23 protein-coding genes are annotated in these 22,504 nt (G+C 56.9%); 15 read left to right on the forward strand and 8 right to left on the reverse strand.

Translation table 11 applies throughout. The features are described 5' to 3' along the window. Positions 1–134: 134 nt before the first annotated feature. The 8 genes from NQU17_13050 to NQU17_13085 all read left to right on the forward strand — a co-directional run bounded on the left by NQU17_13050 (position 135) and on the right by NQU17_13085 (position 7,136). Positions 135–1,517: an aminopeptidase gene (locus tag NQU17_13050; protein UUM11554.1), complete on the forward strand. Its 1,383-nt coding sequence runs from the start codon at positions 135–137 to the stop codon at positions 1,515–1,517. Beyond that, a complete protein-coding gene (locus NQU17_13055) occupies positions 1,518–2,210 on the forward strand; it encodes a GntR family transcriptional regulator (protein UUM11555.1) in 693 nt (230 codons plus the stop codon). It abuts the gene before it with no gap. 18 nt (positions 2,211–2,228) lie between these two features. Next, positions 2,229–3,191 (forward strand): adenosylcobinamide-phosphate synthase CbiB, encoded by a 963-nt coding sequence (cbiB, locus tag NQU17_13060; GenBank protein UUM11556.1) that lies wholly within the window; start codon positions 2,229–2,231, stop codon positions 3,189–3,191. Continuing rightward, positions 3,179–4,297, forward strand: coding sequence for an aminotransferase class I/II-fold pyridoxal phosphate-dependent enzyme (locus NQU17_13065; GenBank protein ID UUM11557.1), 1,119 nt, complete (start codon positions 3,179–3,181; stop codon positions 4,295–4,297). Before cbiB ends, NQU17_13065 begins: the two co-directional genes overlap by 13 nt. 5 nt (positions 4,298–4,302) lie before the next feature. Then, positions 4,303–4,653, forward strand: a complete 351-nt coding sequence (locus tag NQU17_13070; protein UUM11558.1) for a hypothetical protein — start codon at positions 4,303–4,305, stop codon at positions 4,651–4,653. 159 nt (positions 4,654–4,812) lie between these two features. Further along, positions 4,813–5,469, forward strand: a complete 657-nt coding sequence (locus NQU17_13075) for a 3'-5' exonuclease (protein UUM11559.1) — start codon at positions 4,813–4,815, stop codon at positions 5,467–5,469. A gap of 105 nt (positions 5,470–5,574) precedes the next feature. Next, on the forward strand, positions 5,575–6,462 hold the full coding sequence (locus tag NQU17_13080) for a fructose bisphosphate aldolase (protein ID UUM11560.1): 888 nt from the start codon (positions 5,575–5,577) through the stop codon (positions 6,460–6,462). Positions 6,463–6,767: 305 nt separating this feature from the next. Next, on the forward strand, positions 6,768–7,136 hold the full coding sequence (locus NQU17_13085) for a VOC family protein (protein UUM11561.1): 369 nt from the start codon (positions 6,768–6,770) through the stop codon (positions 7,134–7,136). Between the two features lies 1 nt (position 7,137). Here the strand turns inward: NQU17_13085 and NQU17_13090 are convergent, their stop codons facing one another. Continuing rightward, positions 7,138–8,067, reverse strand: coding sequence for an AEC family transporter (locus NQU17_13090; GenBank protein UUM11562.1), 930 nt, complete (start codon positions 8,065–8,067; stop codon positions 7,138–7,140). Beyond that, a complete protein-coding gene (locus NQU17_13095; GenBank protein ID UUM11563.1) occupies positions 8,048–9,406 on the reverse strand; it encodes a CCA tRNA nucleotidyltransferase in 1,359 nt (452 codons plus the stop codon). Before NQU17_13095 ends, NQU17_13090 begins: the two co-directional genes overlap by 20 nt. 345 nt (positions 9,407–9,751) lie before the next feature. Between NQU17_13095 and NQU17_13100 the strand changes: the two genes are divergently transcribed. The 3 genes from NQU17_13100 to NQU17_13110 all read left to right on the forward strand — a co-directional run bounded on the left by NQU17_13100 (position 9,752) and on the right by NQU17_13110 (position 12,565). Beyond that, positions 9,752–10,732: an OB-fold nucleic acid binding domain-containing protein gene (locus NQU17_13100; GenBank protein ID UUM11564.1), complete on the forward strand. Its 981-nt coding sequence runs from the start codon at positions 9,752–9,754 to the stop codon at positions 10,730–10,732. Positions 10,733–10,745: 13 nt separating this feature from the next. Then, a complete protein-coding gene (pepT, locus tag NQU17_13105; GenBank protein UUM11565.1) occupies positions 10,746–11,981 on the forward strand; it encodes a peptidase T in 1,236 nt (411 codons plus the stop codon). Positions 11,982–12,052: 71 nt separating this feature from the next. After that, complete coding sequence (locus tag NQU17_13110; protein UUM11566.1) at positions 12,053–12,565, forward strand: 2'-5' RNA ligase family protein; 513 nt, start codon at positions 12,053–12,055, stop codon at positions 12,563–12,565. A 130-nt stretch (positions 12,566–12,695) separates the two neighbouring features. On the opposite strand, the gene NQU17_13115 is transcribed toward NQU17_13110, so the two are convergent. Next, positions 12,696–13,280, reverse strand: coding sequence for a rubrerythrin family protein (locus NQU17_13115; protein UUM13518.1), 585 nt, complete (start codon positions 13,278–13,280; stop codon positions 12,696–12,698). 49 nt (positions 13,281–13,329) lie between these two features. After that, positions 13,330–14,223 carry a DegV family protein gene (locus NQU17_13120; GenBank protein ID UUM11567.1) on the reverse strand — a complete coding sequence of 298 codons (894 nt, stop codon included), beginning with the start codon at positions 14,221–14,223 and terminating at the stop codon, positions 13,330–13,332. 231 nt (positions 14,224–14,454) lie between these two features. Here NQU17_13120 and NQU17_13125 point away from each other — a divergent pair, with 231 nt between their 5' ends. Then, entirely contained in the window at positions 14,455–14,730 is a 276-nt protein-coding gene (locus NQU17_13125; protein ID UUM11568.1) for a hypothetical protein, read from the forward strand. A gap of 60 nt (positions 14,731–14,790) precedes the next feature. Further along, complete coding sequence (locus NQU17_13130) at positions 14,791–15,552, forward strand: YdcF family protein (GenBank protein UUM11569.1); 762 nt, start codon at positions 14,791–14,793, stop codon at positions 15,550–15,552. A gap of 389 nt (positions 15,553–15,941) precedes the next feature. On the opposite strand, the gene NQU17_13135 is transcribed toward NQU17_13130, so the two are convergent. The 4 genes from NQU17_13135 to NQU17_13150 all read right to left on the reverse strand — a co-directional run bounded on the left by NQU17_13135 (position 15,942) and on the right by NQU17_13150 (position 20,032). Beyond that, complete coding sequence (locus tag NQU17_13135) at positions 15,942–16,586, reverse strand: 50S ribosomal protein L25 (protein ID UUM11570.1); 645 nt, start codon at positions 16,584–16,586, stop codon at positions 15,942–15,944. A gap of 131 nt (positions 16,587–16,717) precedes the next feature. Continuing rightward, on the reverse strand, positions 16,718–17,962 hold the full coding sequence (locus tag NQU17_13140; protein ID UUM11571.1) for a hypothetical protein: 1,245 nt from the start codon (positions 17,960–17,962) through the stop codon (positions 16,718–16,720). Then, entirely contained in the window at positions 17,949–18,992 is a 1,044-nt protein-coding gene (locus tag NQU17_13145) for a hypothetical protein (protein UUM11572.1), read from the reverse strand. The genes NQU17_13140 and NQU17_13145 overlap by 14 nt, the downstream gene beginning before the upstream one ends. Further along, positions 18,989–20,032 (reverse strand): hypothetical protein, encoded by a 1,044-nt coding sequence (locus tag NQU17_13150; protein ID UUM11573.1) that lies wholly within the window; start codon positions 20,030–20,032, stop codon positions 18,989–18,991. Before NQU17_13150 ends, NQU17_13145 begins: the two co-directional genes overlap by 4 nt. Positions 20,033–20,219: 187 nt before the next feature. Between NQU17_13150 and NQU17_13155 the strand changes: the two genes are divergently transcribed. Beyond that, entirely contained in the window at positions 20,220–20,480 is a 261-nt protein-coding gene (locus NQU17_13155) for a hypothetical protein (protein UUM11574.1), read from the forward strand. 509 nt (positions 20,481–20,989) lie between these two features. Further along, entirely contained in the window at positions 20,990–22,504 is a 1,515-nt protein-coding gene (malQ, locus tag NQU17_13160; GenBank protein UUM13519.1) for a 4-alpha-glucanotransferase, read from the forward strand.

Consider the following 22,504-nt stretch of genomic DNA (forward strand, 5'->3'; position numbering starts at 1 on the left):
AGCCGTTTTTTTTATGTATAATGAAGTTTGGGAAAACCATACCAATCATGACGCGGCAGTTTGAACTTCGCCGCTGCAACATAAGATGATCGCCGAAGCGGCACAAGAAATCTATCCATACAAGGAGATGCAATATGTTGGAAAGAGAATTTACACTGGTCTGGGATCGCTACACTGAGGGACAGCTCAAGGAATGCGACAGCTTTGCCAAGGGCTACATCGACTTTTTAAGCGATGCCAAAACGGAGCGGGAATTCGTCCGTGATTCCGTCGCGGCCGCCGAAGCCAAGGGCTTCCGGAACGTGGCCACCTTCGAGAGCCTCAAAGCGGGGGACAAGGTTTACGCGATCAACCGCGACCGCAACATCTTCCTGTTTGTCATCGGTCAGAAACCCATGGCGGAAGGAATGAACCTGCTGGGAGCGCACATCGACTCCCCGCGGCTGGATATCAAACAGAATCCGCTGTACGAGGACAACAACCTGTGCCTGATGGAGACCCATTACTACGGCGGCGTCAAGAAATACCAGTGGGTCGCTCTGCCGATGGCACTGCACGGAGTGATCTTCAAGGAGGACGGCACCCGGGTGGATGTAGCCATTGGCGAAGATCCGTCGGATCCGGTCATCGGAATCTCCGACCTGCTGATCCACCTGTCCAGAGAACAGATGGAACAGACCCTGGCCAAGGGTGTCAAGGGCGAGGACCTCAATGTTCTGATCGGTTCCAGACCGGCCGGCAAGAAAGATGACAAGGACCGCGCCAAGAAGTACATCCTGGAGCTGCTCCACGAGAAATACGGCATTGTTGAGGAAGACTTCGTCTCCGCCGAACTCCAGATCGTACCGGCCGGACGGGCCCGCGACTACGGCCTGGACCGCTCCATGGTCATGGGCTACGGCCACGATGACCGCGTCTGCGCCTACACCTCCATGCTGGCTCTGTTCGATGTGGAGAACCCGGAGCGCACCACCGGCTGCATTCTGGTGGACAAAGAGGAAGTGGGCAGCCAGGGCGCGACCGGCATGCATTCCGACTTCTTCCGTCACCTGGTGGCTGATCTGATGGAACTCAAGGGAGAAGGCTCGGCCCGCGAACTGCGCCAGGTCATCCTGAACTCCAAAATGCTGTCCTCCGATGTTTCGGCAGCCTTTGACCCGAACTACCCGTCCGTCAATGAGCCGAAGAACACCGCCTACTTCAACCGCGGCATCGTGTTCAACAAGTACACCGGTTCCGGCGGAAAGGGCGGCTGCAATGATGCCGATCCGGAATTCATCGCCCAGATCCGCGGCATCATGAACAAGAACGAGATCGCCTGGCAGACAGCCGAACTGGGCAAAGTCGACCAGGGCGGCGGCGGAACCATTGCCTACATCATGGGCAACATGGGCATGACCGTCATTGACGCCGGCGTTGCGGTTCAGAACATGCATGCGCCGTGGGAAGTCATTTCCAAGGGCGATCTGTATGAGACCTACCGTGCTTACAAAGTATTCCTGAGGGAGATGGCATAAATGACTGAACAGCCTGCTTACCGGCTGATCTACGAATCGATTCTCAAACAGCTCGAAGGGGGCCGCTATCCGGAAGGGGCGGCCATTCCTTCCGAAAATGAGCTGGCTGAAAAATTTGGCGTATCCCGGATGACGGCGCGCAAGGCAGTGGACCTGCTCGTTGCCGAAGGATTCCTGTTCCGCCACAAGGGTCGGGGCACTTTCCCCACGGGCCGCCGGGAATCCCTGCGGGAAGAGCTGTCCCTGTCCGCCCGCCTGCTGGGGCAGGGCCGGCGGGTTTATACCGAGGTCCTTGCCTTCAAGACGACGGTGGAGACCGACCGGTTCAACGATCAGCTGGAGGAGGCGGTGACCTGCTGGCGGATTGACCGGCTGCGTTATGTGGAAGACCGGCCCGCTCTGTTTGAGCGGGTCTGGATTCCGGTGGCCCAGGCCGAGGCGCTGACTGCGGAAGACGCACGCGGATCCCTGGTGGATTTGCTGGCGCGCACCGGACCCATCGAACTGCTGTCCCTGGAAGTCCGGGCAGAACGGTTCCGGAAGAAAGCGGCCAGGGCGCTGGGACAAAAGCCGGATCAGCCCGGACTCCTGGTCCGGGGCTGCCTGACCCGTCCGGATAAGACCGTCTGTCTGTGGTCCGAGGGCTGGCAGGATCCCATTGCCCTGCCCCTGTACCTGCGGCTGTGCCGCTAACGGAAGGAGGAGACCAACTTGCTTGAAAACAGTCTGGCCCTGCTGGCCGCTCTGCTGCTTGACCGGATCCTGGGAGATCCCCTGTGGCTGCCTCATCCGGTGGTGGGGTTCGGCCGGCTCATCCGGATTCTTGAAAAGAAACTGCGCCAGCCTCAGACCGAACCCCGCCGGCAGCTGATCGGCGGGGTCTGCCTGCTGCTCTGCCTGTGCGCCGCGGCGCTCCTGCCGACTCTGCTCCTGGTGCAGCTCACCCGCGGCAGTCTCCGGTTTGCGGTCTCGGTGGTGATCTTCTGGCTGTGCCTGTCCATGGAAACCATGAAACGCGAAGCCCTGAGCGTACTGGATCAGGTGGAGCACGGCACCCTGGCACAGGCCAGGCGCCAGGTCGGGCGCATCGTGGGCCGGGATCCGGAATCCCTGGACCGGCCGGGCATCATTCGGGCGTGCATCGAATCCGTGGCTGAGAGTACCTCGGATGGCATCATCGCGCCTATGTTCTACGGCGCAATCTTCGGTCCCGCCGGAGCCATGGTCTACAAAGCCGTCAACACCCTGGATTCCATGGTCGGATACCGCAATGACCGGTATCTCTACTTTGGCCGGGCCTCCGCCCGGGCGGATGACGTCCTCAACTTCCTGCCGTCCCGGATCACCGGACTGCTGGGGGCTCTTTTGGCTCCCGTTGCCGGCGGAACCATTGCGTCTGCCCTGGGCGTCTACTTTCGCGATCATTCAAAGCATGCCAGCCCCAATTCTGGCCACCCCGAGGCGGCCTTTGCCGGCGCCCTCGGCATTGAGCTGGCCGGTCCGGCCGCCTATGAGGGCAAGACCGAACCAAAGCCCTATATCAACCGGGGAGGCCGGCCGGCTCAGGCCGCCGACATCCGCCGGTCCGTCCGCCTGATGCAGGCGCTGGTCCTGGCCTTTGCAGCGATCCTGGTGCTGGCGGCCTGGATGGGAGGATTGCCATGGATTCATTAAACAAGACCCGCTCCGGTCATGGCGGCGACATCTATTCGGATCCCAGCCGCACTTACCTGGATTTGTCCGCCAACATCAATCCCCATCCGCTGCCGCCGCGAGTGTATGAGGAACTGCCGCGCCTGCTGGAACAGGCCCGGGCCTATCCGGACATCGAGTACCGCGCTCTGCGCCGGGATCTGGCTGCCTACGCTTCGCGCCTGGCCAGGGTCAGCATCCCGCCGGACTGGATCATTCCGGGCAACGGGGCCGTGGAGCTGCTGGATAAAGCCATTGCCGCCTTCCGTCACGGACTGGTGGTGCGGCCGGCTTTTTCCGAGTATGAGCTGTCCTTTCTCCGTCACGGCATTCCCTGCCAGACCCTGGACCGGACCCTGTCGGAAACCGGCATCCTTGGCCGGGAACTGACCCGTGCCATTCTCGACCGGCTGGAATCCGAACGGTCGCTGGACGGCCTGGTGCTGTGCAATCCCAACAATCCCGATGGCGCCCGCTGGGATCCATCGGCCTTCCGGGAGCTGGCCGGCAGCTGCCGGGAGCTGGGCGTGGCCATCCTGCTGGATGAGACCTTCGGAGAGTATCTGGCAGAGGACACCATGCTGCTGCCTCTGACCCTGGAATACGACAACCTGATGGTCGTCAAGGCGCTGACCAAGTTCTTCGGCCTGCCCGGCGTTCGCCTGGGCTATCTGATTGCCGCGGATGATGCCCGGCGCCGGCGCATCCAGCACCAGCTCACCACCTGGAATGTGGGAGCCTTTGCCCAGGGCATTGCCCACATCCTGCTGGAGGACGAAGACTTCAGCAGGCGCTCCCGGGAAGAAAATGGGGCGGCCCGGCAGGAACTCGCTGATCTTCTCCAGTCCGGCGGATATTTCCGGCGGATTTATCCCTCCGGCGCCAATTTCCTGCTGGCGGTTGATCCCGCCATGCCCCGTCTGATCCAGGCGCTCCGCCAGGAAGGCATTCTGATCCGGGATCTGTCGAATATGCCGGGTCTGGGACCGGGCTATGCGCGCATTGCCGTCAAGGCGGGAACCGCCGGGCAGCTGATCGCCGCCTTGGATAAACTAGGAGCCCGACATTCTGAACAACAGGAGGAATGACTGATATGAAACAGCTGACCCGCGGACAGCTGATGCTGAAAGGCGTCATGGTGAAAGGCGAACCCCATCTCCTCAAGGTCGGATCCGACCTCTATCGGGTTTCCGATGAACTGGCCGGCCGCATCCGCCGCAAGAATATTCTGCTGGGCCTCGAAACGGTGACCCTGACCCTGCTTTACCGCTTCCGCCTGCGCCCGCTGGAAACCACTCCGTTTCAGGGGGCGGATCCCGCGTTCCTGAACGGCCTGGCCCTCACCGGCTTATTTCTGCTCAGCCTCATCGCGGCCTTTGCCCTCACCGGCTGCCTGGTGCTGCCCCGGGATCTGACCGGACACGCCCGGCGCGTCGATGCCTGAGTCACGCAGCGTTGAATCGAATCCCTCGATTTATTATCACTTTGTTAAAAGTCGGCTCCCAGGGGCCGGCTTTTGGAATTTACAGCCCAAACAGGATATACTGTAGTTGAACGGCCGGCTCATGAGGAAGTTTTTTCGCCTGTGAAAGGTGGTGCTATATTGGAAGACACAATCAGAAAAACCGTTCGGAAAGAAAATATCGTCTCGCACCCGTTTTTTGACACGTATGTCTGTCTGGATATTGAGACCACGTCCCGCCCCATGAACCGCATCATTGAAATCGGAGCGGTTCTGGTGGTAAAGGGCCGTAAGGAGCGGGTTTACACCCGGCTGGTGAATCCGGGCATCCGAATCCCCCGGGAGATCGTCCAGCTGACCGGCATCTCCGACAAGATGGTGTCGGGCCGGCGCAGCATCTGGCAGGTGCTGCCCGAACTCAAGCAGTTTGTGGGCGAGCGGATCATCGTCGGTCATGATCTCATCAACAATGATATGAAGAACCTGCTCCAGGTTGGTCAGGCCATGGGCATTTCCTTCGACAACCAGGTGTTTGATACGCTCCATTTCGCGCGGCGCTTCATGCCGGGCACCTGCGGACTGTCCCATCTGACCGAGATCCTGCAGATTCCCTGGGAAGGCCGGCACCGGGCCGCCAATGACGCCCAGGCCAATATGGAAGTCTTTGAAAAGCTCAAAATCCTTAACTATCTGATGGATCGGGAAGGCATTCGCCTGAATGAAAAGGAAATTGCCAAGGTGGCGCATAATACCGAAGCCTATCTGGGCGTCCAGGATAAATTCCGGTTCAGCTACTAAGATTTTTCCTGCCGGTGAAATTGGACTGCAGGGACGTTTGGAAAGCATGATATAATCTAAATATCGATTTGACATGAAAACAAGTGATAAAGGAGAGGTATAAGAATGAACGAAAACCAAGCAAAACGCATGAGAGAAGGTAAAGGTTTCATCGCCGCCCTGGATCAGTCCGGCGGATCAACCCCGAAAGCCCTTGCGCTTTATGGAATTTCCAAAGACAGATACTCCACCGAAGAGGAAATGTTTGACCTGGTCCACCAGATGCGGACCCGCATCATCAAGTCCCCGGCATTCAGCCAGGAACGCATCCTCGGAGCCATCCTGTTTGAACAGACCATGGATCGTGACATTGACGGCAAGAAAACCGCAGACTACCTCTGGGAGAATAAGGGCGTAGTTCCTTTCCTTAAGGTTGACAAGGGACTGGCCGACCAGGAAAACGGCGTTCAGCTCATGAAACCCATGCCGGAACTGGATGCACTGCTCGCCAGAGCCAATGAAAGACACATCTTTGGAACCAAGATGAGATCGGTCATCAAGGAACTCAACGAAGAAGGCGTCAAGGCCGTTGTGGCTCAGCAGTTCGAAGTCGGCAAGCAGATTCTGGCTGCCGGACTCATGCCCATCATCGAACCTGAGGTTGATATCCATTCCGAAAAGAAACCTGAAATCGAAGAACTCCTGAAAAAAGAGATCCTCGCAGAGCTCGACAAGCTGCCGGAAGGCCAGCAGATCATGCTCAAGCTCACCATCCCGACCCATGCCAATGCCTATGCCGAACTGATCAACCATCCGAAAGTCATGCGTGTAGTCGCTCTTTCCGGCGGCTATTCCAGAGAAGACTCCAACAAGATGCTGGCTGAAAACCACGGCCTCATCGCATCCTTCTCCAGAGCCCTTTCCGAAGGACTGTCCGCGGATCAGACGGATGATGAATTCAACGCAATGCTCCAGGAAGCAACCGACGCCATCTACGAGGCTTCCATTACATAAGCTGAACCAACAGAAAAAGGATCCGGGAAGCACGCCTTCCCGGATCCTTTGCATGAATTGCTTTTGATTCCGGTCCAATGCTCCGCAAAGGAACCTCCGGAGCTAAAATAACGTGAAACGTGAAACGTGAAACGTGAAACCATAGACCTTAGGTCCTAATCAATTAGCCTGAACCCCAGATTTTTCAACCGGAAAAATTTGTCCGGAGGCTGAATGATGCAATCGAATCTCTTTCGATGATTAACCGACCCGATGAGTAAAGACGAATGGCGCAACGCTTTGATTGTGGCAAGGAGGAACTGACCATGGCACAGATTGAACTGGCAACCATCAATATTGACTGTCCGGATGCCCACGCGCTCAGTGAGTTTTATCTTAATCTGCTGGACTGGGTGCCGCACTGGGCGGATGACGACTTTGTGATTATCCGGAATCCGGCGGGGGGCGTCCGGCTGTCTTTTCAGACAGAACCGTGCTATGTTTCGCCGGTATGGCCGGATTTGGCAGGGCAGCCCGGCAAATCCATTCACCTGGATTTTCTGGTGGATGACCTGGAAAAGGCAGCAGCCCGTGCCGAGGCGGCAGGGGCTGTCAGAGCAGGTGTTCAGGAACTGGAGAGGGTTGTGGTCATGTTTGATCCGGCCGGGCACCCGTTCTGCCTGTTCCTGGACTAGGCTAGCGCTGCAAAAAGCCCAGATAAAAGGGGAGGACAAAGATGCAGAGGATGGTGGACAGTGCAGTCATGAAGGCAGTGTACTGCTTGTCCTTGCCATAGTAGCCGGCCAGAACGGACATCTGGGTCATGACCGGCAGAGCCGAGGCGATGACCAGGACTTCCACCAGCAGGCCGGAGAAGCCGAACAGGGTCAGAATGCTGTAGGCCAGGAGCGGGGAGATGAGGAAACGACCGGTCAGAATGAGCAGAGTGGGCTTGAGTCCGGGGAATTTTTTCAGTGACAGGTCCGCGATGATGGATCCCATATAGAGGGTCGACAGCGGGGTCACCAGATCGCTCAGATATTTCAGGCTGCGCATGGCCGGAGCAGGCAGGCTGATGTGATACATCATCAGGCCAAGGCCCAGCAGGAAAGCCAGGAGGGCGGGGTTGAAAATCTTGCTCAGGGAAGACAGGGAAAGCAGACCGCTGCCCTGTTCTCCGCCGACCAGCCAGGAACCGACGGTCCAGAACAGCAGGGTATTCATCAGGTAATACAGCATCAGATAGGGGATGCCCTTTTCCCCGAAGATTCCGGTGATGACGGGCACGCCGATGAAGATGGTGTTGGAGAAGGCAAACATTCCGGTGAATACGCCCTGGTTTTTGTCGCTGATGGAGAAGAGGCGGGCGGTCACAAGACCGACCAGGACCGCGCCCAGGATGGCGAGGAAGGAAGCCAGAATGGCGGGATAATAGTCCTTCAGGAACTGGGTGGTAAACTGCGTGGAAGCATTGTACAGCATGAGCCCGGGAATCGCTGCCTTTTGCAGCAGGATGACGATGAAGTCCTCGCTGCTTTTTTGCATGAGATGCCGCTTCTTCAGCACAAAGCCGAGTCCCATGATCAGAAACAGGGTGGTGATGGCGTCAATTCCGTTTTGGTTCATCTGTCTTCTCCTTCAGTTGCAGGGCTCGGTCAAGCAAGTATGGGGGGGTGTTCAGATCTGGATTAGCCAGGACTTCGTCCAGGAGTTCCTCCAGGATGCGGCCGATCTGAGGACCCCGGGGAATGCCCAGATTCAGCAGATCGCTGCCTTTGATGGCCAGGTCGGACAGATTCAGGGGTTCATGGTCCTCCAGAATCTGGCGCACCTTGGTGCGCATGGCATGGAAGCGGGGATCGATTCCGCCGCCGCCGGCTTTGCCAGAGTGGTCAGCCAGCTTGAATTCGAAGAACAGATCAATATCCTCGGGCCCGAAATCCCGGATCAGCCGCTTGAGTTTCAGCGGCTTTTTCATGTCCATGGACGTCATGTGCCGGCGGATCAGGAGCAGCGTCTGCTCCCTCGTTTTGTTGTCCACCTTCAGTCGGAGCATGATCTGACGGGCCAGGTCTTCCGAGAGCTGCTCATGCCCGTAAAAATGTCCCTTGCCCGACTCATCCATGGAGAACGTCGGCGGCTTGCCCACGTCATGCAGCAGAGCGGCCAGGCGCAGCGGCAGGTAGGGCCGGGTGTTGTCCAGCACCTGCATCGTATGAAAGAACACGTCCTTGTCATGGTAGGGGGAGAACTGCTGAAATCCGGCCATTGGCACAAGTTCCGGCAGAATGACGCTCAGGGCGCCCGAATACAGGAGCAGACCGATGCCCACGGACGGCCGTTCGGTTAACAGGATCCGTGACAGTTCCGCGTAGATGCGTTCCTGGGAGATATGCTCGAGCAGGCGGGACAGTTCTGTCATGGCCCGGAAGGTTTCCGCCTCAATGTTGAAGTTGAGCTGGGCGGCGAAGCGGATGCCGCGGATGATGCGCAGGGCATCCTCGTGGAAGCGTTCTGACGGGTTGCCGACGGCCCGGATCAGCCGCGCCTTCAGATCCTCCTGGCCGCCGAAGTGATCCACCAGGTGGCTCGAGGTGGGATCGAAGGCCATGGCGTTGATGGTGAAATCCCGTCGCTTGAGATCCTGGGCCAGCTCCCGCACGAACTGAACCGAAGCGGGGTGACGCCGGTCTAGATACTCTCCTTCGGTCCGGTAGGTCGTCACTTCGTAGGGGATCCGGTTTAAGACGACCGTGACGGTGCCGTGAGCCAGACCCGTGGGAATGGTATGGGAAAACAGGGACATCAGAACTTCGGGTTCTGCCGAGGTCGTGATGTCATAATCCGTTGTCTGGCCATTAAGCAGGGCGTTGCGGACCGAGCCGCCCACCAGGTAGGCTTCATGGCCGTTGGCCTGCAGGGTTTCGATAATTTTCAGGGAGCCCTGATCCAGTTTGATTTCCATCTTATTTCAAGGCAGGAATATCTCCGCGTCAGGCTTCGGGGCGATGTCGCGGGAGGATCTGCCGTTCCCTCCTTTCCGTTGAGGTCGTTGCATTCGACATCCAGCCAGGGCGTCATTGCCCCGCTGCTCAAATGATTCTTCCTTGATTATACTCCATTGGATGGGATCAAAGGAAATCCGGAAAAGAAGGGACTGCCGGTTTCCGGAATTCAGGCAGCAGACGCTGAAGCGGATTTCAGTCTTTTTGAGGCGGTCTCACTGATAATTTTCCTTGAACGAATCCCGGGTGCGGCTGGCTGGTCGGAAAACTCGTGTATAATAAAAACAGAGACAATGGAGGTCAAAATGGAACTTTTATATAAGAAAATCAACGATTACCAGGTGGGCGAGCGGGTGGACAGTTTTCTGATCATCAAGCGGGTCGACCTGAAAACCACGAATTCCAACGGTAAGAAATACCTGGATTTTATCCTGGGCGATGCCACCGGCGAAATCACCGCCAAGCTATGGGAAGTTCCGCCGGAACTGGAAGGCTTTTTTGAAGCCAACATGGTAGTTCGGGTCCGGGGCATGATCAATCTGTACCAGAATCAGCTGCAGTTCAAGATTGAACGGATCCGGCTGCGCAACGATGAGGATCCCGTGGATCCGGCGGATCTGGTTCCCTCCGCTCCGCTGGAGCCCGAGTATATGTATGGCCAGATCCTGACCAAATACATCGAGGGACTGGAAAATATCGATATGAAACTGATCGTGGAGCGCCTGTTCCGCGAAAATGAAGAAAAACTGATGTATTATCCCGCGGCCAAGCGGAATCATCACGCCATCCGCAGCGGTCTGCTGTATCACGTGCTGACCATGCTGCAGCTGGCTGATGTCATAACCCAGGTGTATCCGTTCCTCAATCATGATCTGCTGGTGTCGGGCATCATTCTGCATGACATGGCCAAACTGGTGGAGATGGATGCCTCGGACATCGGCATCGTCCGGGAGTACACCATTCCGGGTACGCTGCTGGGGCACATCAGCATTGGTCTGGAGCAGATCGGCCGGGTCGGCCGGGAGGTCGGAGCCTCCGAAGAAGTGGTCATGCTGCTTCAGCACATGGTCTTGTCCCATCATTATGAGCCGGAATACGGTTCACCGGTACGGCCCATGTTCCCGGAAGCCGAGATGCTGCATCACATCGATATGATTGATGCCCGCATGTATGACATGAAGAAAATTCAGGAAGAACTGGAACCGGGCACCCTCTCGGACTTCATTCTGTCCCTGGACCGCAGACGAGTATACCGCCCTGAATTTGATCAGGAAGAAACCATTTAGGAGGAACGTCACTTTGAGCAACGTCTTAGACAATCTGTTACGCTATGTCAGAATCAACACCCGCAGCGATCACCGCAGCGAGACCACCCCATCCACTCCCGGCCAGATGGATCTGGCCAGACTGCTGCAGAAGGAACTGGAGGAGCTGGGTCTCCGGACGGAGCTGGATGAGCATGCCTATCTGTTTGGCACCCTGCCTTCCAACCTTACTCATGAAGCCCCGACCGTAGCCTTTCTCGCCCATTTGGACACCGCTGATTTCAACGCCGAGAACATCAGCCCCCGCCTGGTCGAGTACAAGGGCGGCGACATCGTCCTCAATGACAACGGCAAAGTGATGACCGTCCACGATTTTCCGGCACTGGCCGACTACATCGGTCAGACCCTGGTGGTCACCGACGGCACCACGCTGCTGGGCGCCGATGACAAGGCCGGCATCGCCGAAATCATGGCCGCGCTGCGCATCCTGAAGGACACGCCGTCCATTCCCCATGGCGAGATCAAAGTGGCGTTCACCCCCGATGAAGAAATCGGACGGGGACCGGCTTTGTTCGATGTGGAGAAGTTCGGCGCCGATCTTGGCTACACCCTGGATGGCGGCCCGCTAGGCGAGCTGCAGTATGAGAACTTCAACGCCGCCTCCGCCAGCGTGACGGTCAGGGGCAGAAGCGTTCATCCCGGTTCCGCCAAGGACAAAATGAAGAACGCGATTCACATTGCCTGGGAATTCAACGACGGTCTGCCCAAAGCGGAGCGGCCCGAATATACCGAGAATTATGAAGGCTTCTTTCATCTGGATGAGATCGAAGGAAATGTCGATTCCGCCCGACTCGACTACATCATCCGGGACCATGACATGGACAAGTTCCTGGCCCGCAAAGCCCTGATGGAATCCACCGCCGCCCGGCTGAATGAAAAATACGGCGCCGGCACCGTGACCGTCGAACTGAAAGATTCCTACTTCAACATGAAAGAAAAGATTGCGCCGCATATGTATATCGTCGAGAATGCCAAACGGGCCTTTGAAATGGCCGGCATCACGCCGGAAATTTCCCCCGTCCGCGGCGGAACCGATGGCGCGCAGCTGTCCTACAAGGGCCTGCCCTGCCCGAACGTCTTTACCGGCGGTGAAAACTATCACGGCGAGTATGAGTTCATCTCCGTCCAGAGCATGGAGAAAGCAGTGGAAGTCATCCTGAATCTCATTGCCGTTTATGGCGAGCATGACTTTCAAAATACCGAAGCCTGATTCAGCCCCCGGTTTTTTCGGGAATGATATCAGCTGGCGCAGCCGCATCGCAGCGAAGGGAGGGAGAAGATATGATCGTTGCCGTTGAGCTCTATCCTGACAAAACCCTGGAAAAGCTGATTCAGAACATGACGGAACAGCTGCCCGTTGAAGTGCTGGGGCGCAAGCGGCGCCTCCATCTGACGCTGGGCAAGTTCAACCAGATCGATGAGGCCAAAGCCGAGGAAAAACTGACCCGGCTGGTTCGCCGCCACAAGCGGATCCCCGCCCGGTTTCCGTCCGTCGGTGTTGTTCCTCCGGGTACCATCTGTCTGTGTCCGGTTCTGAATGAGCTCCTGTACAGCTTCCACCTGGAACTGCACGAAACCTTCCATTTTGCCCAGGACGATATTGACCAGTATGCCTTTGGAAACTGGCAGCCGCACCTGACCCTGGCCCGTTATAGCGACGGTGAGCAGCTGCTGGAAGCCTTCCGCCGGATTCTGAGTGAATTTGAACCGCTGGCCGGCGAATTCGACCGGGTGGCTCTGGTCGAACTGGAACCCACCTGGCAGGAGCTGTGTTCCTTCAAGCTCAGGCCGTAGCAGTCCATCCGCAGAACTGAGCACCGGGCAATCATGCCACTGCGTCAAACCAAAGCACCAGGCGACTGGTGCTTTTTTGCGCGAAAAAAGAGGCCAGGTCGAAGGGACCTGCCTCTTAAATCAGCTGATTTTAGTGTTCGCAGACGTTGACTTCCCAGAAGGACTTGGGATATTTGCAGGTGGGGCAGATGTTCAGCGGTTCTTTGCCGACATAAACATAGCCGCAGTTGATGCATTTCCATTCCTTTTCTTCGTCTCTGGCGAAGAACTTGTTGTTCTTGACCAGTTCGTGGAGTTCCAGGTATCTCTTTTCGTGTTCCATTTCGACTTTGGCGATCTGGCGGAAGGATACGGCGATGGCCTTGAAGCCTTCTTCGTCAGCAATGTCCGCAAAGTTCTTGTAGAGAACTTCCCATTCTTCGCGTTCGCCCGTGGCAGCATACATCAGGTTGGCAGCGGTATCGGCCTTGCCCACCGGATAGGTTGCTTCAACAAATCCCATGCCTTCGCCCATGTTGTCCAGCAGATGATTGAAGAAGATTTCAGCGTGGGCTCTTTCGTTCCCGGCGGTTTCCTCAAAAATGTTGGCTACATGCTCAAGACCCTCTTTTCTTGCCGTCTCGGCATAGTAAGTATATCTGTTTCTGGCCTGAGATTCTCCGGCAAACGCTTTGGCAAGATTACCCGCTGTTCTGGTGTCTTTAAAGTCCATAATCTGTTTCTCCTTTTACACTTTTTATCTCTGTATTTCTAAAACCCGGAGGTTAAAGAGCTGGATTGAAGTCTTCCCGCGGTTTTCCGGGGAAGAACAGTGCCAGAGTTCCCGGCCCCGAATGACTGCCGATGACCATGCCCACCGGATGAATCACCGGTTCGTTCATGTCGTATTCGGACTTGATCAGATTCGCCAGCTGTCTGGCCTCTTCCAGGCAGTCCCCGTGACTGATGGCAAAATCTTTACCATACGCCGGATCATAATTTTCACGGAAATGATCCATCAGTGCCTGGATTGATTTTTTACGGCCTTTGGCTTTCCCGATGGGGATCAGCTTACCCTCCGGATTGACGCACAGGATGGGTTTGATGTTGAGCAGCTGGCCAACAGCTGCCTTCATGGCGGAGATGCGTCCGCCCCGTTTGAGGTAGACCAGGTCTTCCACCGTGAAGAACTGATTGATGTGATTTTTCTGATTCTCAATGTGTTCGGCCACTTCCGTGATCGAGGCCCCCTGGTCCCGCATACGGCAGGCTTCCAGTACAAGCAGGCCCACGCCCAGGGAAGCGGATTTCGTATCAATGGCGATCACTCGGCCCGCCAGACCCGGATCATCTTCCTCCAGGGTGTTTCTTGCCAGAATGGCACCCTGATAGGTACCGGACAGCCCGCTGGAGAATCCGATGTAGAGAACGTGGTCGTGAGTTTGCAGCGCTTTATGAAACATGTCGTAAAATACGGCAGTATTGACCTGTGAGGTGGTGGAAACAACGCCGCTGCGCATGCCGTCAAAGAAGGCGGTGGCGTCCATTTCCCGGAAGCTGTCTTCCAGTACTGTTCCATCCTGAAAATTGGCTGTTAAGGGGCAGCGCCCGACATTCAGCTGGGCCAGCCGTTCCTCCGGCAGATCGCAGGCGGAATCCGCAACAATAAAGTAACTCATTTGTGTACTCCTCAACGTTATTAATTGTATCCAACCGATGTAAACAAAACGTGAATGAATTGTTAAGCAGGTGTGAAAATTAGAATGAATCTAAATGTTTTGCTTTGAACGCTTTGTGATTGTTTACAGTACAGTTATTTCTATTATACCATCACACAGCTGAATTCATACTGCATTCAATTCTTGCCCGTTCTATGTTAAAATGGCTTTATAAAAGAAGGGGTGTGGAAGATGACTGAACGCGAAGTATATAATTCCGTGAAGGATGCTTTGGAAGAGAAGAAAATCAATGCGGATCCCTTTGAAGTGATCAAACTGATTTCCTCGGAACTCCAGCATGTTGATTATACAAATCTCAAGAAAAGAGAATCCATCCTCATCCGATTCGGTGAAGGAGAGCATGATCTGTTCCGGGGCTTGTTCCGGATGAAGCCCGACTCCAAGGAGATCGAGGGAGAGCTGCTCATTCTGGACTACATCAAGGATGGCATTGTAAGAGTGATCTGATTCGGGATTGCTCTTTTTTCTTTGGCTCAGGCCGGATCGAAAGCAGGAGGAGGGACTGGAATGGCACTTCAAGAAAAACATCGTCGAATCCCGGACTGGCCGGGCCGGTCAAAGGGGAGACGCATCGCAGCGTTTCTGCTGCTCTTTCTCCTGGCGGTGCTGGCCTCTCCCAGCCTTCTGATGGTGCTGCCGGTGGGACTGCTCTGGTGGGGAATCAATCAAAACGTGTCCTGGGGCTGGCTGCAACGAGTGCTGCTGCTGGGCCTGATCTACCTGGTGGTCATGGAATCGGCCATCCTGCTCTTTATGGTGCGGGACCGGATCCAGCCGGTCCGGGTGTCCGGCACCGAAACCATGATCATCCCGGGCAGTGCAATCATCGGAGATCAGCCCGGTTATTATCTGAAGAGCCGTCTGGATGCGGCCCTGCCCGTTCTGAAGCAGTATCCCGGGATTCAGGTTGTGGTGTCCGGCCGGCGGGCGCCCGGCGATGAGTACAGCGAGGCCGCCGTCATGCGGCGCTATCTGATGGGGCAGGGTATTGCACCGGCCCGGATTTTCGAAGAACCGCAGGGACAGGACACCATTCGTAATTTCGAGTACTCGAAGGCCGTGATGGCCAGCAATGGACTCTCTGCCCAGATTCTCATCGTCACCAACGAATTTCACGCCTTCCGTTCCTCGGCCATAGCCCGCACCATCGGGCTGTCGCCCCGCAGCATCCCGGCCCCCAGTCCCGATGGACTGTTCTATAAATATATGCTGCGGGAATTTCTGTCGCTTCTGAAAGTCCAGCTTCACTACGGCCTGAGCCTGCGCTGAACTTTGGTGCAGCCAGGCAGTCATCGCCGGATCCAGCGACGAGGACGCAGATCCAAATGACAACACGAGGAACACACAGCATCGTCCTGGCAAATCAAGCCACAGACCCTGAATATTGAACCCGAACCCTTCGCCCGGAAGGCAGGACCGAACCAGCGGAAGCGTGGGCTCCTGAGCATGCAACGAATCGTTTCGCTGACCAGGAGGTATTGGAGCACCCGATCCATGCCAGAGAGCAGGCTGATTTTGACAACAGAGCACAGGCTGATTTTAATAACAGAGCACCCCAGTCCCTGGTTTCAGGGGCTGGGGTGCTCTGCATCGAAGCCTTCCGGCAATTACGCATGAATCAGACGATTGGTCGTATGCCGGCTTGGGGAGGTGCGAGACTAAGCCTCGGGCGCAATCTCGCCGGACTGAGCTTCCGTCGGGGCGGTCTCCGTTTCCGGAGCGGCTTCCTCCAGCTGTTCCAGATCCTGGGACATCCGGGATTCTGAAATGGTGACGAGAAGCTCGTCTGCGGGCGTTACCAGTTCGACGCCTTCAGCCAGTTCGATGTCACCGGCCAGGGGCTTCTCATCCGGCATTCGACCGGTCAGATCCAGGGTAATGGCCTCGGGGATCCGGTCCGCCGGACCCTTGATCTGAATCTGCGAGAGATTCTGATTGACGATCAGGCGGCGGTGGGCCAGCTCCTCTTCGCCCAGAATCACCAGCGGTACTTCCAGGGTCAGGACCTCGTCCTTGCGGATGGCCTGCAGGTCAATGTGCAGGATGTCGCCCGTCGATCCATGGCGCTGAACTTCACGGACAATGACGGAACCCTTGTCTCCATCCAGATCCACCTCAATGACGGAGGACTTGGTATTGTTCTTGAGCAGATCAGCCGCCACCTGACGCGAAATCTGAATGGGCTGTCCGCTTTCGAGGCGGCCCCCATAGATTACGCCCGGAATGAATCCGGAGCGGCGCAGAGCACTGGGCTTTTGATCCTGCCTTTTTTCGATTTTATAGAAGGTTTTTTCTGATGTCATAATGGGGTTCTCCTTTCATTTTCAAATGCTTTCCCCATTGTAACCCAGGAACCGGTGTACTAATTAATACGTGGGCAATGTTGTCGCTTTATTTACAGTTTCACCATATAGTTTACAATCCTGTTTCATATTTATCCGGATTGGCTTTTCATTCTGTACCAGTTTACGGCTCTGTTCCGAAGCCGGCTCAGCCCTGGTATCAGGGCCAGACAAAGCAGTCCCCCCGCCGCGAACCACAGCATGGCCTCCTCCGGCAGGAAGGGATAGCCGGGGGATAGGTTGGTGGGAAAAAGATTCCAGGCGGTGTACCCCAGCAGGCGTCCGATCTGGAGCTCAGGCCGAATCAGGGTCGGGAGAATCAGGCAGCCGGCAGTAACCAGAACGGCGTGGCCGGCCCGGCGGGTCAGTTCAAAGAACAGGGCGGCCAGGGCCGAGACCAGAAACAGGAAGGCCAGATCCGCCGCGCTGATCCAGAGCAGGCTCTGCCGCAGGGTCATCACGGAAAAGATGCCCGGAATGGACTGACCCCAGGGGGTGGCAACGTACATGGCTCCCTGGTCATCGCCATGACGCAGGATCAGGAGCAGGAATGTCAGACCGCGCTGGCCCAGCAGCAGAAGCGCGCTGGCTGTGAACACCGCCAGGCTCCGCCGGAGGGGGATACGGCTGTCCGGTTCCCGGAGATTGCGGTCCCGATGAGCGGCCAGGATAAAGAATGCAGCCAGCGGAAGCACGATCAGCCACAGCCGGGTCAGTCCCAAGAGCCCGAGAAAAATCGGCGAAGCGGAATCAGCGGTCAAGGTCAAGGGCAGCTGGTTTTCCAGATTGCGGCCCAGGGCGTGGACCACCGGGTCAGAGGACTGGCGGGCCAGTTCCAGAGCCGGCTCCCAGTAGGTGAGATCACGCAGATCCACCTGTTTTGCTTCGCCCTGGCTCCAGGGGAACAGATCGGCCGCCCAGACAAAGGCATACCGGCCGTAGTAATAGGCTTCCTGCCCCGGGCTGCCATAGGTCACATTGAGCCGGGCCAGATGCAGGGATTCCTGCTCCGCCAGAAAATGATAGTAGAACCGCTGGATCGGATCCGGATCCTCGGGCGTCCATAAGGAACGCTCCTGCCTCAGGTGAGCCAGGTAGCCCGTCAGTTCCCGCAGGTAATCCATCTGCCGGTAGGGCGGCCGCAGCTCCTGGGGGAATCCCGGCTGCAGCGGATACTCACGGGTAAGCGGGTTCCCGTATACCGGCTGATCAAAGGGGAGGGACAGGGGGAGCGGGTCAAACAGAGCCGGAAGCGCAGCCAGCAGCAGCATGACTGCCATCAGCCAGGTGAGACCGCTCTGGTGCAGCCGTCGACAGAAGTACTTAATACTCTTCAAGGCCTGTCCCTCCTTTCCGTTTCATCGTCAGTCGCCCGTTGAGCCGGAGATCCGTCAGATACAGCAGGAGGATTCCCGAGACCAGAAGGATCGCGATGCCCAGGGTGAAGTCCAGCGGATTTTCCTGAAGAACCAGGCCCCGCATCATCAGGGGACTGCCGGCGGTATCGCGCAGGGCGTCGTGGTAGCTGACAAAGGCAAAGCTGCGAAACGGCAGCGTCAGCGGGGCCAGAAGCGGATGTTTCAGCAGGAGCAGGCCAAGGGCTGCTCCGGTCAGCGTAAGGGCCTTGCGCCCATACTGTCCCAGCAACAGACCCAGACTGAGCCAGCAAAAGATCTGGGCGGCCTCATACAGCACGGCCAGACGGAAGGCTGCGCCCAGCGAGACGACGCCGGCAGCATCAACGGCCCGGTAGGCCGACCAGCCGGCGAGCTGGTTATCGCTGACTTCCAGCAGGGAAATTCCGGCCCTGGGATTCCAGGGAATGAGGCGATACAGGCTTTCAGCTCCCGTTGTCAGCTGCAGCCAGAGGCCGGCGGTGAGTCGGGGCACCTCAAAGAGGAGGAGCAGGACAACCAGAAGCGCGGCAAAGCGGGCGGTCAAAGACGCCGTCGTCCCTGCCCGGCGAAAGGACGGGCTGGCCGGGAACCGGGCGTGACTCATACCCAGAGCCAGGGTCAGAAGAATCAGGACACCGCTCTGAGACAGTTCCAGCAGACGCCAGATCTGACCGGCCGGGCCGGGATCAACGCCCGGGTCCGCATCATAACCGCGCCGTTCATTGGAGGTCAGCGGTTCCTCCAGCAGTTCCCGAACTTCCCGCAGGGCCCTGCGCTCCTCCGGCGCGGCTTCAAACCGCTCATCCAGAATCGTAACCGCGGTGAGAAGCGGTTCTTCGATGGGAGCCGGCGGCTGAACCGGAGCTACCCTCAGAACAAGCAGTACGCCCAGAAGGAACGCTCCGCCGCCGGCCCAGATGAGACTGCTTTTCAGAAGCTGTTTCAGTTCATAAACAAACAGGGCAATCACGCTTGTTCCTCCTCAGCCGGTTCCATGACCAGGCCGCGGCCTTTGAGCAGTTGCGGCAGCCGTTCCCGATCCGCTTCCAGGATATCGACTTCATAACCCGAGTGATCCGGTGAAGGCTGAAAAAACTTGATTTCACTGATCCGGCGCAGCTGATAGTCCGTGTCCGGGTCGACCGGCAGGCGGATTCGAACGGTGACGGGCTGACCGGGTCCGATTCCGGCGTCCAATCCGGGCTGAGGAATCGGGCGGTGCTTGGTTTTCGCGGGATTCCGGGTCCGAACCGGTCGGACAGATCCTGATTCCGGCGGCATTGTCTCAGGCGGCAGGGATTCCGCTGGGACACTTTCCTGAATGAGGGCCGCTGAATCAGGCGGCTCCTTGGCCGCAAGACTGCCCGATTGTGCCGGTGATGTCTGCCTGACCCAGGCCTGACTGAATTCCCGGCCGGGGGTCTGGTGTTCCAGACTGATCCGGGGAAGATCCTTCGGATAATGATCGGGCTGGACGGTTCCGATGATCACCAGATGCTCCGCCGCGTAATGCCTGAGTTCCTCCAGCATGCGGGCACTTTGTTTTGGGGTCAGTCCGGCCAGGGGTTCCTCGCACAGCAGAAGCTCGGGCTGCGCGGCGGTCTCCATGGCGATGAGCAGCGCTACCTTTTCATAGGGCGAAAGGAACCGGCAGGCCAGATGATGGATCCCTTCCAGATCCCAGCGGGACAGCTGAGCCTGCAGCTCTGGCAAAGCCAGGCCGTTGAGGGAGCCGTACAGAGCCAGCTCCTGCCGGGGCGTCGAATAGTCCGGCAGCTCGTCGTCCGCCAGAACCAGGCCGATCCGCTCGCCCCGGTAGCTGACGCCGCCGTCCAGCGGCTGGTCCAGCCCCTTGATCACACGGAATAAAGACGCGATGCGGCGGTGGTCCTCCGCACTGATCAGCAGCAGACTGTTCCGGCCGGCAGACAGATTCAGTTCCCGGATCCTTCCCCCGGCACTGTGGACGGACAGGTCCACCAGGTCCAGCAGCAGTTCTTGTTTTGGCATGTCAGAACCCTCCTTATACATGCTTCCATTCTACCGCATATGCTGTAAACCTTACCAGTTCCGGAACCGGTTTTCTTTGGGTCCCGGGCTGTCGGTTTTTAGCCCAGCCGACCAGTTGATATCATCGAACAAATGTTCTATAATTAGATCACGGAAATAGAACGTATGTTTGAAAGGAGGCGCTGACATGAAGCTCAGAGCCCTGCCCATTGACATGATCGGCTGGTTCGACCTGCGCGGTGAACTGAATCCCGTCAGTTTTCGGTTTCAGCTGGGAGATGAGTCCTTTAAAGGGAAAGTTCTCAAAGTCCAGAACCGCTTTGAGGAACGATTTGGCGGCAACCGGATGGATGTCTTCACCTGTCTGGTGGATCTGGAGGGACGCCAGACGCTGGCGGAATTCCGCTACGAGAAGGAATCCCACAAATGGATGCTGTACAAAGTTTAGAATCAGGGCCCGGTCTCTTCCCCTGTACGGACCATTCGAAATCTGATGAAAAAGAAAGCAGGATACAAAACAGAAGTAAGCAGGAAAGTAAGCAGGAAAGTAAGCAGGCAAGAAACAGGCAAGAAAGCATGAAAGAAAGCATGAAAGAAAGCAGAAGGTCAGATCACACAGGATGAACTGACCTTCTGCTTTCTTTTGATGGATAAAGCGCGAGGCGCCAGGGAAGGAGACGGGAACCCGTGAGCAGGGGTGCTGACATGCGGTGCTGGAGTGGAGATATGTACTGGGATCAGTGGAAAGGCAGGCGTGGGTTAACGAAAAGTTTAATTTTAGAGTTTTACTTCTTTTTGATTAGTTGGAAACAATTAATTGAGAGGTTTCGTAAATTGAGAGCGAAATATCTAAGAAATGACGAAAAAAAGAGAGAATGTGTTAATGTCTGAAGTCGTCTGTCAAAGATCTGACAATTGGAACGGTTTCACTTTTTGAAAAAGAGTGGTATATTGAAAATAAGTTGTGCAAGCGATTGCGCAGAAAAGGAATGTGACATGAGAGAGAGAGCCAGTGGAATATTGATGCATATCTCCTCCCTGCCGGGGCCCTACGGGATCGGAGATCTGGGCAAAGGGGCCTATGAATTTGCTGATTTTTTGAATGAAACGGGAACCCGGACCTGGCAGATCCTGCCGCTGGGCATCACTGGTTACGGCGACTCGCCCTACCAGAGTTTTTCTGCGTTCGCCGGCAATCCCTACTTCATTGACCTGGATGAATTTGTGGAAGCCGGTTATCTAAGCCGTGCCCAGATTGCCCGGGCTGACCTGGGCAGGGACCCGGAGCGGGTGGATTACGGCAAGCTCTATGACCATAAAATGCCGCTGCTCAAAGCAGCCTACGCCAAGGCCAGACCGGAGCTGGAGCAGAAACTCAAGGCATTTTTGAAGCGGGAGGACTGGCTCAAGGACTTTGCGCTGTTCATGGCCATCAAAGACCATCACGAAGGGGTTTCCTGGCAGATGTGGCCGCAGGAGCTCAAACGGCGCGATGAACTGGCGCTGGCCCGGTTTACCCGGGACCATGAGGATGATATTTACTTTTGGGTGTTCACCCAGTTCTATTTTTTCAAGCAGTGGACCAGACTGAAACAGTACGCCAACCGCCACGGGATTCAGCTGATCGGGGACATTCCGATCTATGTGGCCGAGGACGGATCCGATATCTGGGCGAATCCGGAGATGTTCCGCCTGGATAAGGATCTGGCGCCGGTATGCGTTGCCGGAGTTCCGCCTGATGCATTTTCCGCCGACGGCCAGCTCTGGGGCAATCCCATCTACGACTGGAAGAAAATGAAGAAGGATGGCTATGCCTGGTGGATCAAGCGAATCCGGGAAAGTTTCCGCATTTACGACATCGTGCGCATCGACCATTTCCGCGGCTTTGAGTCCTACTGGGAAGTCCCGGCCGGATCCGCCACCGCCGGTACCGGCCGCTGGGTCAAGGGACCTGGCATGACCCTGTTCCGCGCTATCCGCGAGGAACTGGGCGAACTGGACATCATGGCGGAAAACCTCGGTTTTCTCACCCAGGACGTCGTGGACCTCATCGAGGACACCGGCTTCCCCGGCATGAATGTCCTGGTCTTTGCCTTTGATGCCCGGGAGGATTCGGATTATCTCCCCCATAACTACATCCGGAACTCCGTGGTGTATACAGGGAATCACGATACCCAGACGGTGGCCGGCTATCTTCGGACTGCGCCGGAATCCGAGGTTGAATATGCCAGACGCTACCTCAAACTGGATGACAAGGAAGGCGCCGCGCTGGGCTTTGTCCGAGGGGCCTGGGCCTCCGTGTCCTATCTGGCCGTAGCGCCGATGCAGGACCTGCTCGGTCTGGACGATTCAGCCCGGTTCAATACCCCGTCGACCCTTGGCGACAACTGGAAATGGCGAATGAAGAAAGGGGCGCTGACCCCAAAAGTGCGGTCAGACCTGGCCCGGTTAAACGAGACCTACAGGAGGTAG

The sequence above is a fragment of the Clostridiaceae bacterium HFYG-1003 genome (assembly GCA_024579835.1).
GTDB lineage: Bacteria > Bacillota > Clostridia > Clostridiales > Clostridiaceae > JG1575.

What these genes read in the sequence shown, in the direction of transcription:
- NQU17_13155 (UUM11574.1), top strand. Translation starts at nt 20,220, where the DNA reads ATGAAGCTCAGAGCCCTGCCCATTGACATGATCGGCTGGTTCGACCTG.
- NQU17_13065 (UUM11557.1), top strand. Translation starts at nt 3,179, where the DNA reads ATGGATTCATTAAACAAGACCCGCTCCGGTCATGGCGGCGACATCTAT.
- NQU17_13100 (UUM11564.1), top strand. Translation starts at nt 9,752, where the DNA reads ATGGAACTTTTATATAAGAAAATCAACGATTACCAGGTGGGCGAGCGG.
- NQU17_13085 (UUM11561.1), top strand. Translation starts at nt 6,768, where the DNA reads ATGGCACAGATTGAACTGGCAACCATCAATATTGACTGTCCGGATGCC.
- NQU17_13070 (UUM11558.1), top strand. Translation starts at nt 4,303, where the DNA reads ATGAAACAGCTGACCCGCGGACAGCTGATGCTGAAAGGCGTCATGGTG.
- NQU17_13150 (UUM11573.1), bottom strand. Translation starts at nt 20,032, where the DNA reads ATGCCAAAACAAGAACTGCTGCTGGACCTGGTGGACCTGTCCGTCCAC.
- NQU17_13130 (UUM11569.1), top strand. Translation starts at nt 14,791, where the DNA reads ATGGCACTTCAAGAAAAACATCGTCGAATCCCGGACTGGCCGGGCCGG.
- NQU17_13135 (UUM11570.1), bottom strand. Translation starts at nt 16,586, where the DNA reads ATGACATCAGAAAAAACCTTCTATAAAATCGAAAAAAGGCAGGATCAA.
- NQU17_13080 (UUM11560.1), top strand. Translation starts at nt 5,575, where the DNA reads ATGAACGAAAACCAAGCAAAACGCATGAGAGAAGGTAAAGGTTTCATC.
- NQU17_13095 (UUM11563.1), bottom strand. Translation starts at nt 9,406, where the DNA reads ATGGAAATCAAACTGGATCAGGGCTCCCTGAAAATTATCGAAACCCTG.
- NQU17_13125 (UUM11568.1), top strand. Translation starts at nt 14,455, where the DNA reads ATGACTGAACGCGAAGTATATAATTCCGTGAAGGATGCTTTGGAAGAG.
- NQU17_13090 (UUM11562.1), bottom strand. Translation starts at nt 8,067, where the DNA reads ATGAACCAAAACGGAATTGACGCCATCACCACCCTGTTTCTGATCATG.
- NQU17_13110 (UUM11566.1), top strand. Translation starts at nt 12,053, where the DNA reads ATGATCGTTGCCGTTGAGCTCTATCCTGACAAAACCCTGGAAAAGCTG.
- NQU17_13055 (UUM11555.1), top strand. Translation starts at nt 1,518, where the DNA reads ATGACTGAACAGCCTGCTTACCGGCTGATCTACGAATCGATTCTCAAA.
- NQU17_13050 (UUM11554.1), top strand. Translation starts at nt 135, where the DNA reads ATGTTGGAAAGAGAATTTACACTGGTCTGGGATCGCTACACTGAGGGA.
- NQU17_13120 (UUM11567.1), bottom strand. Translation starts at nt 14,223, where the DNA reads ATGAGTTACTTTATTGTTGCGGATTCCGCCTGCGATCTGCCGGAGGAA.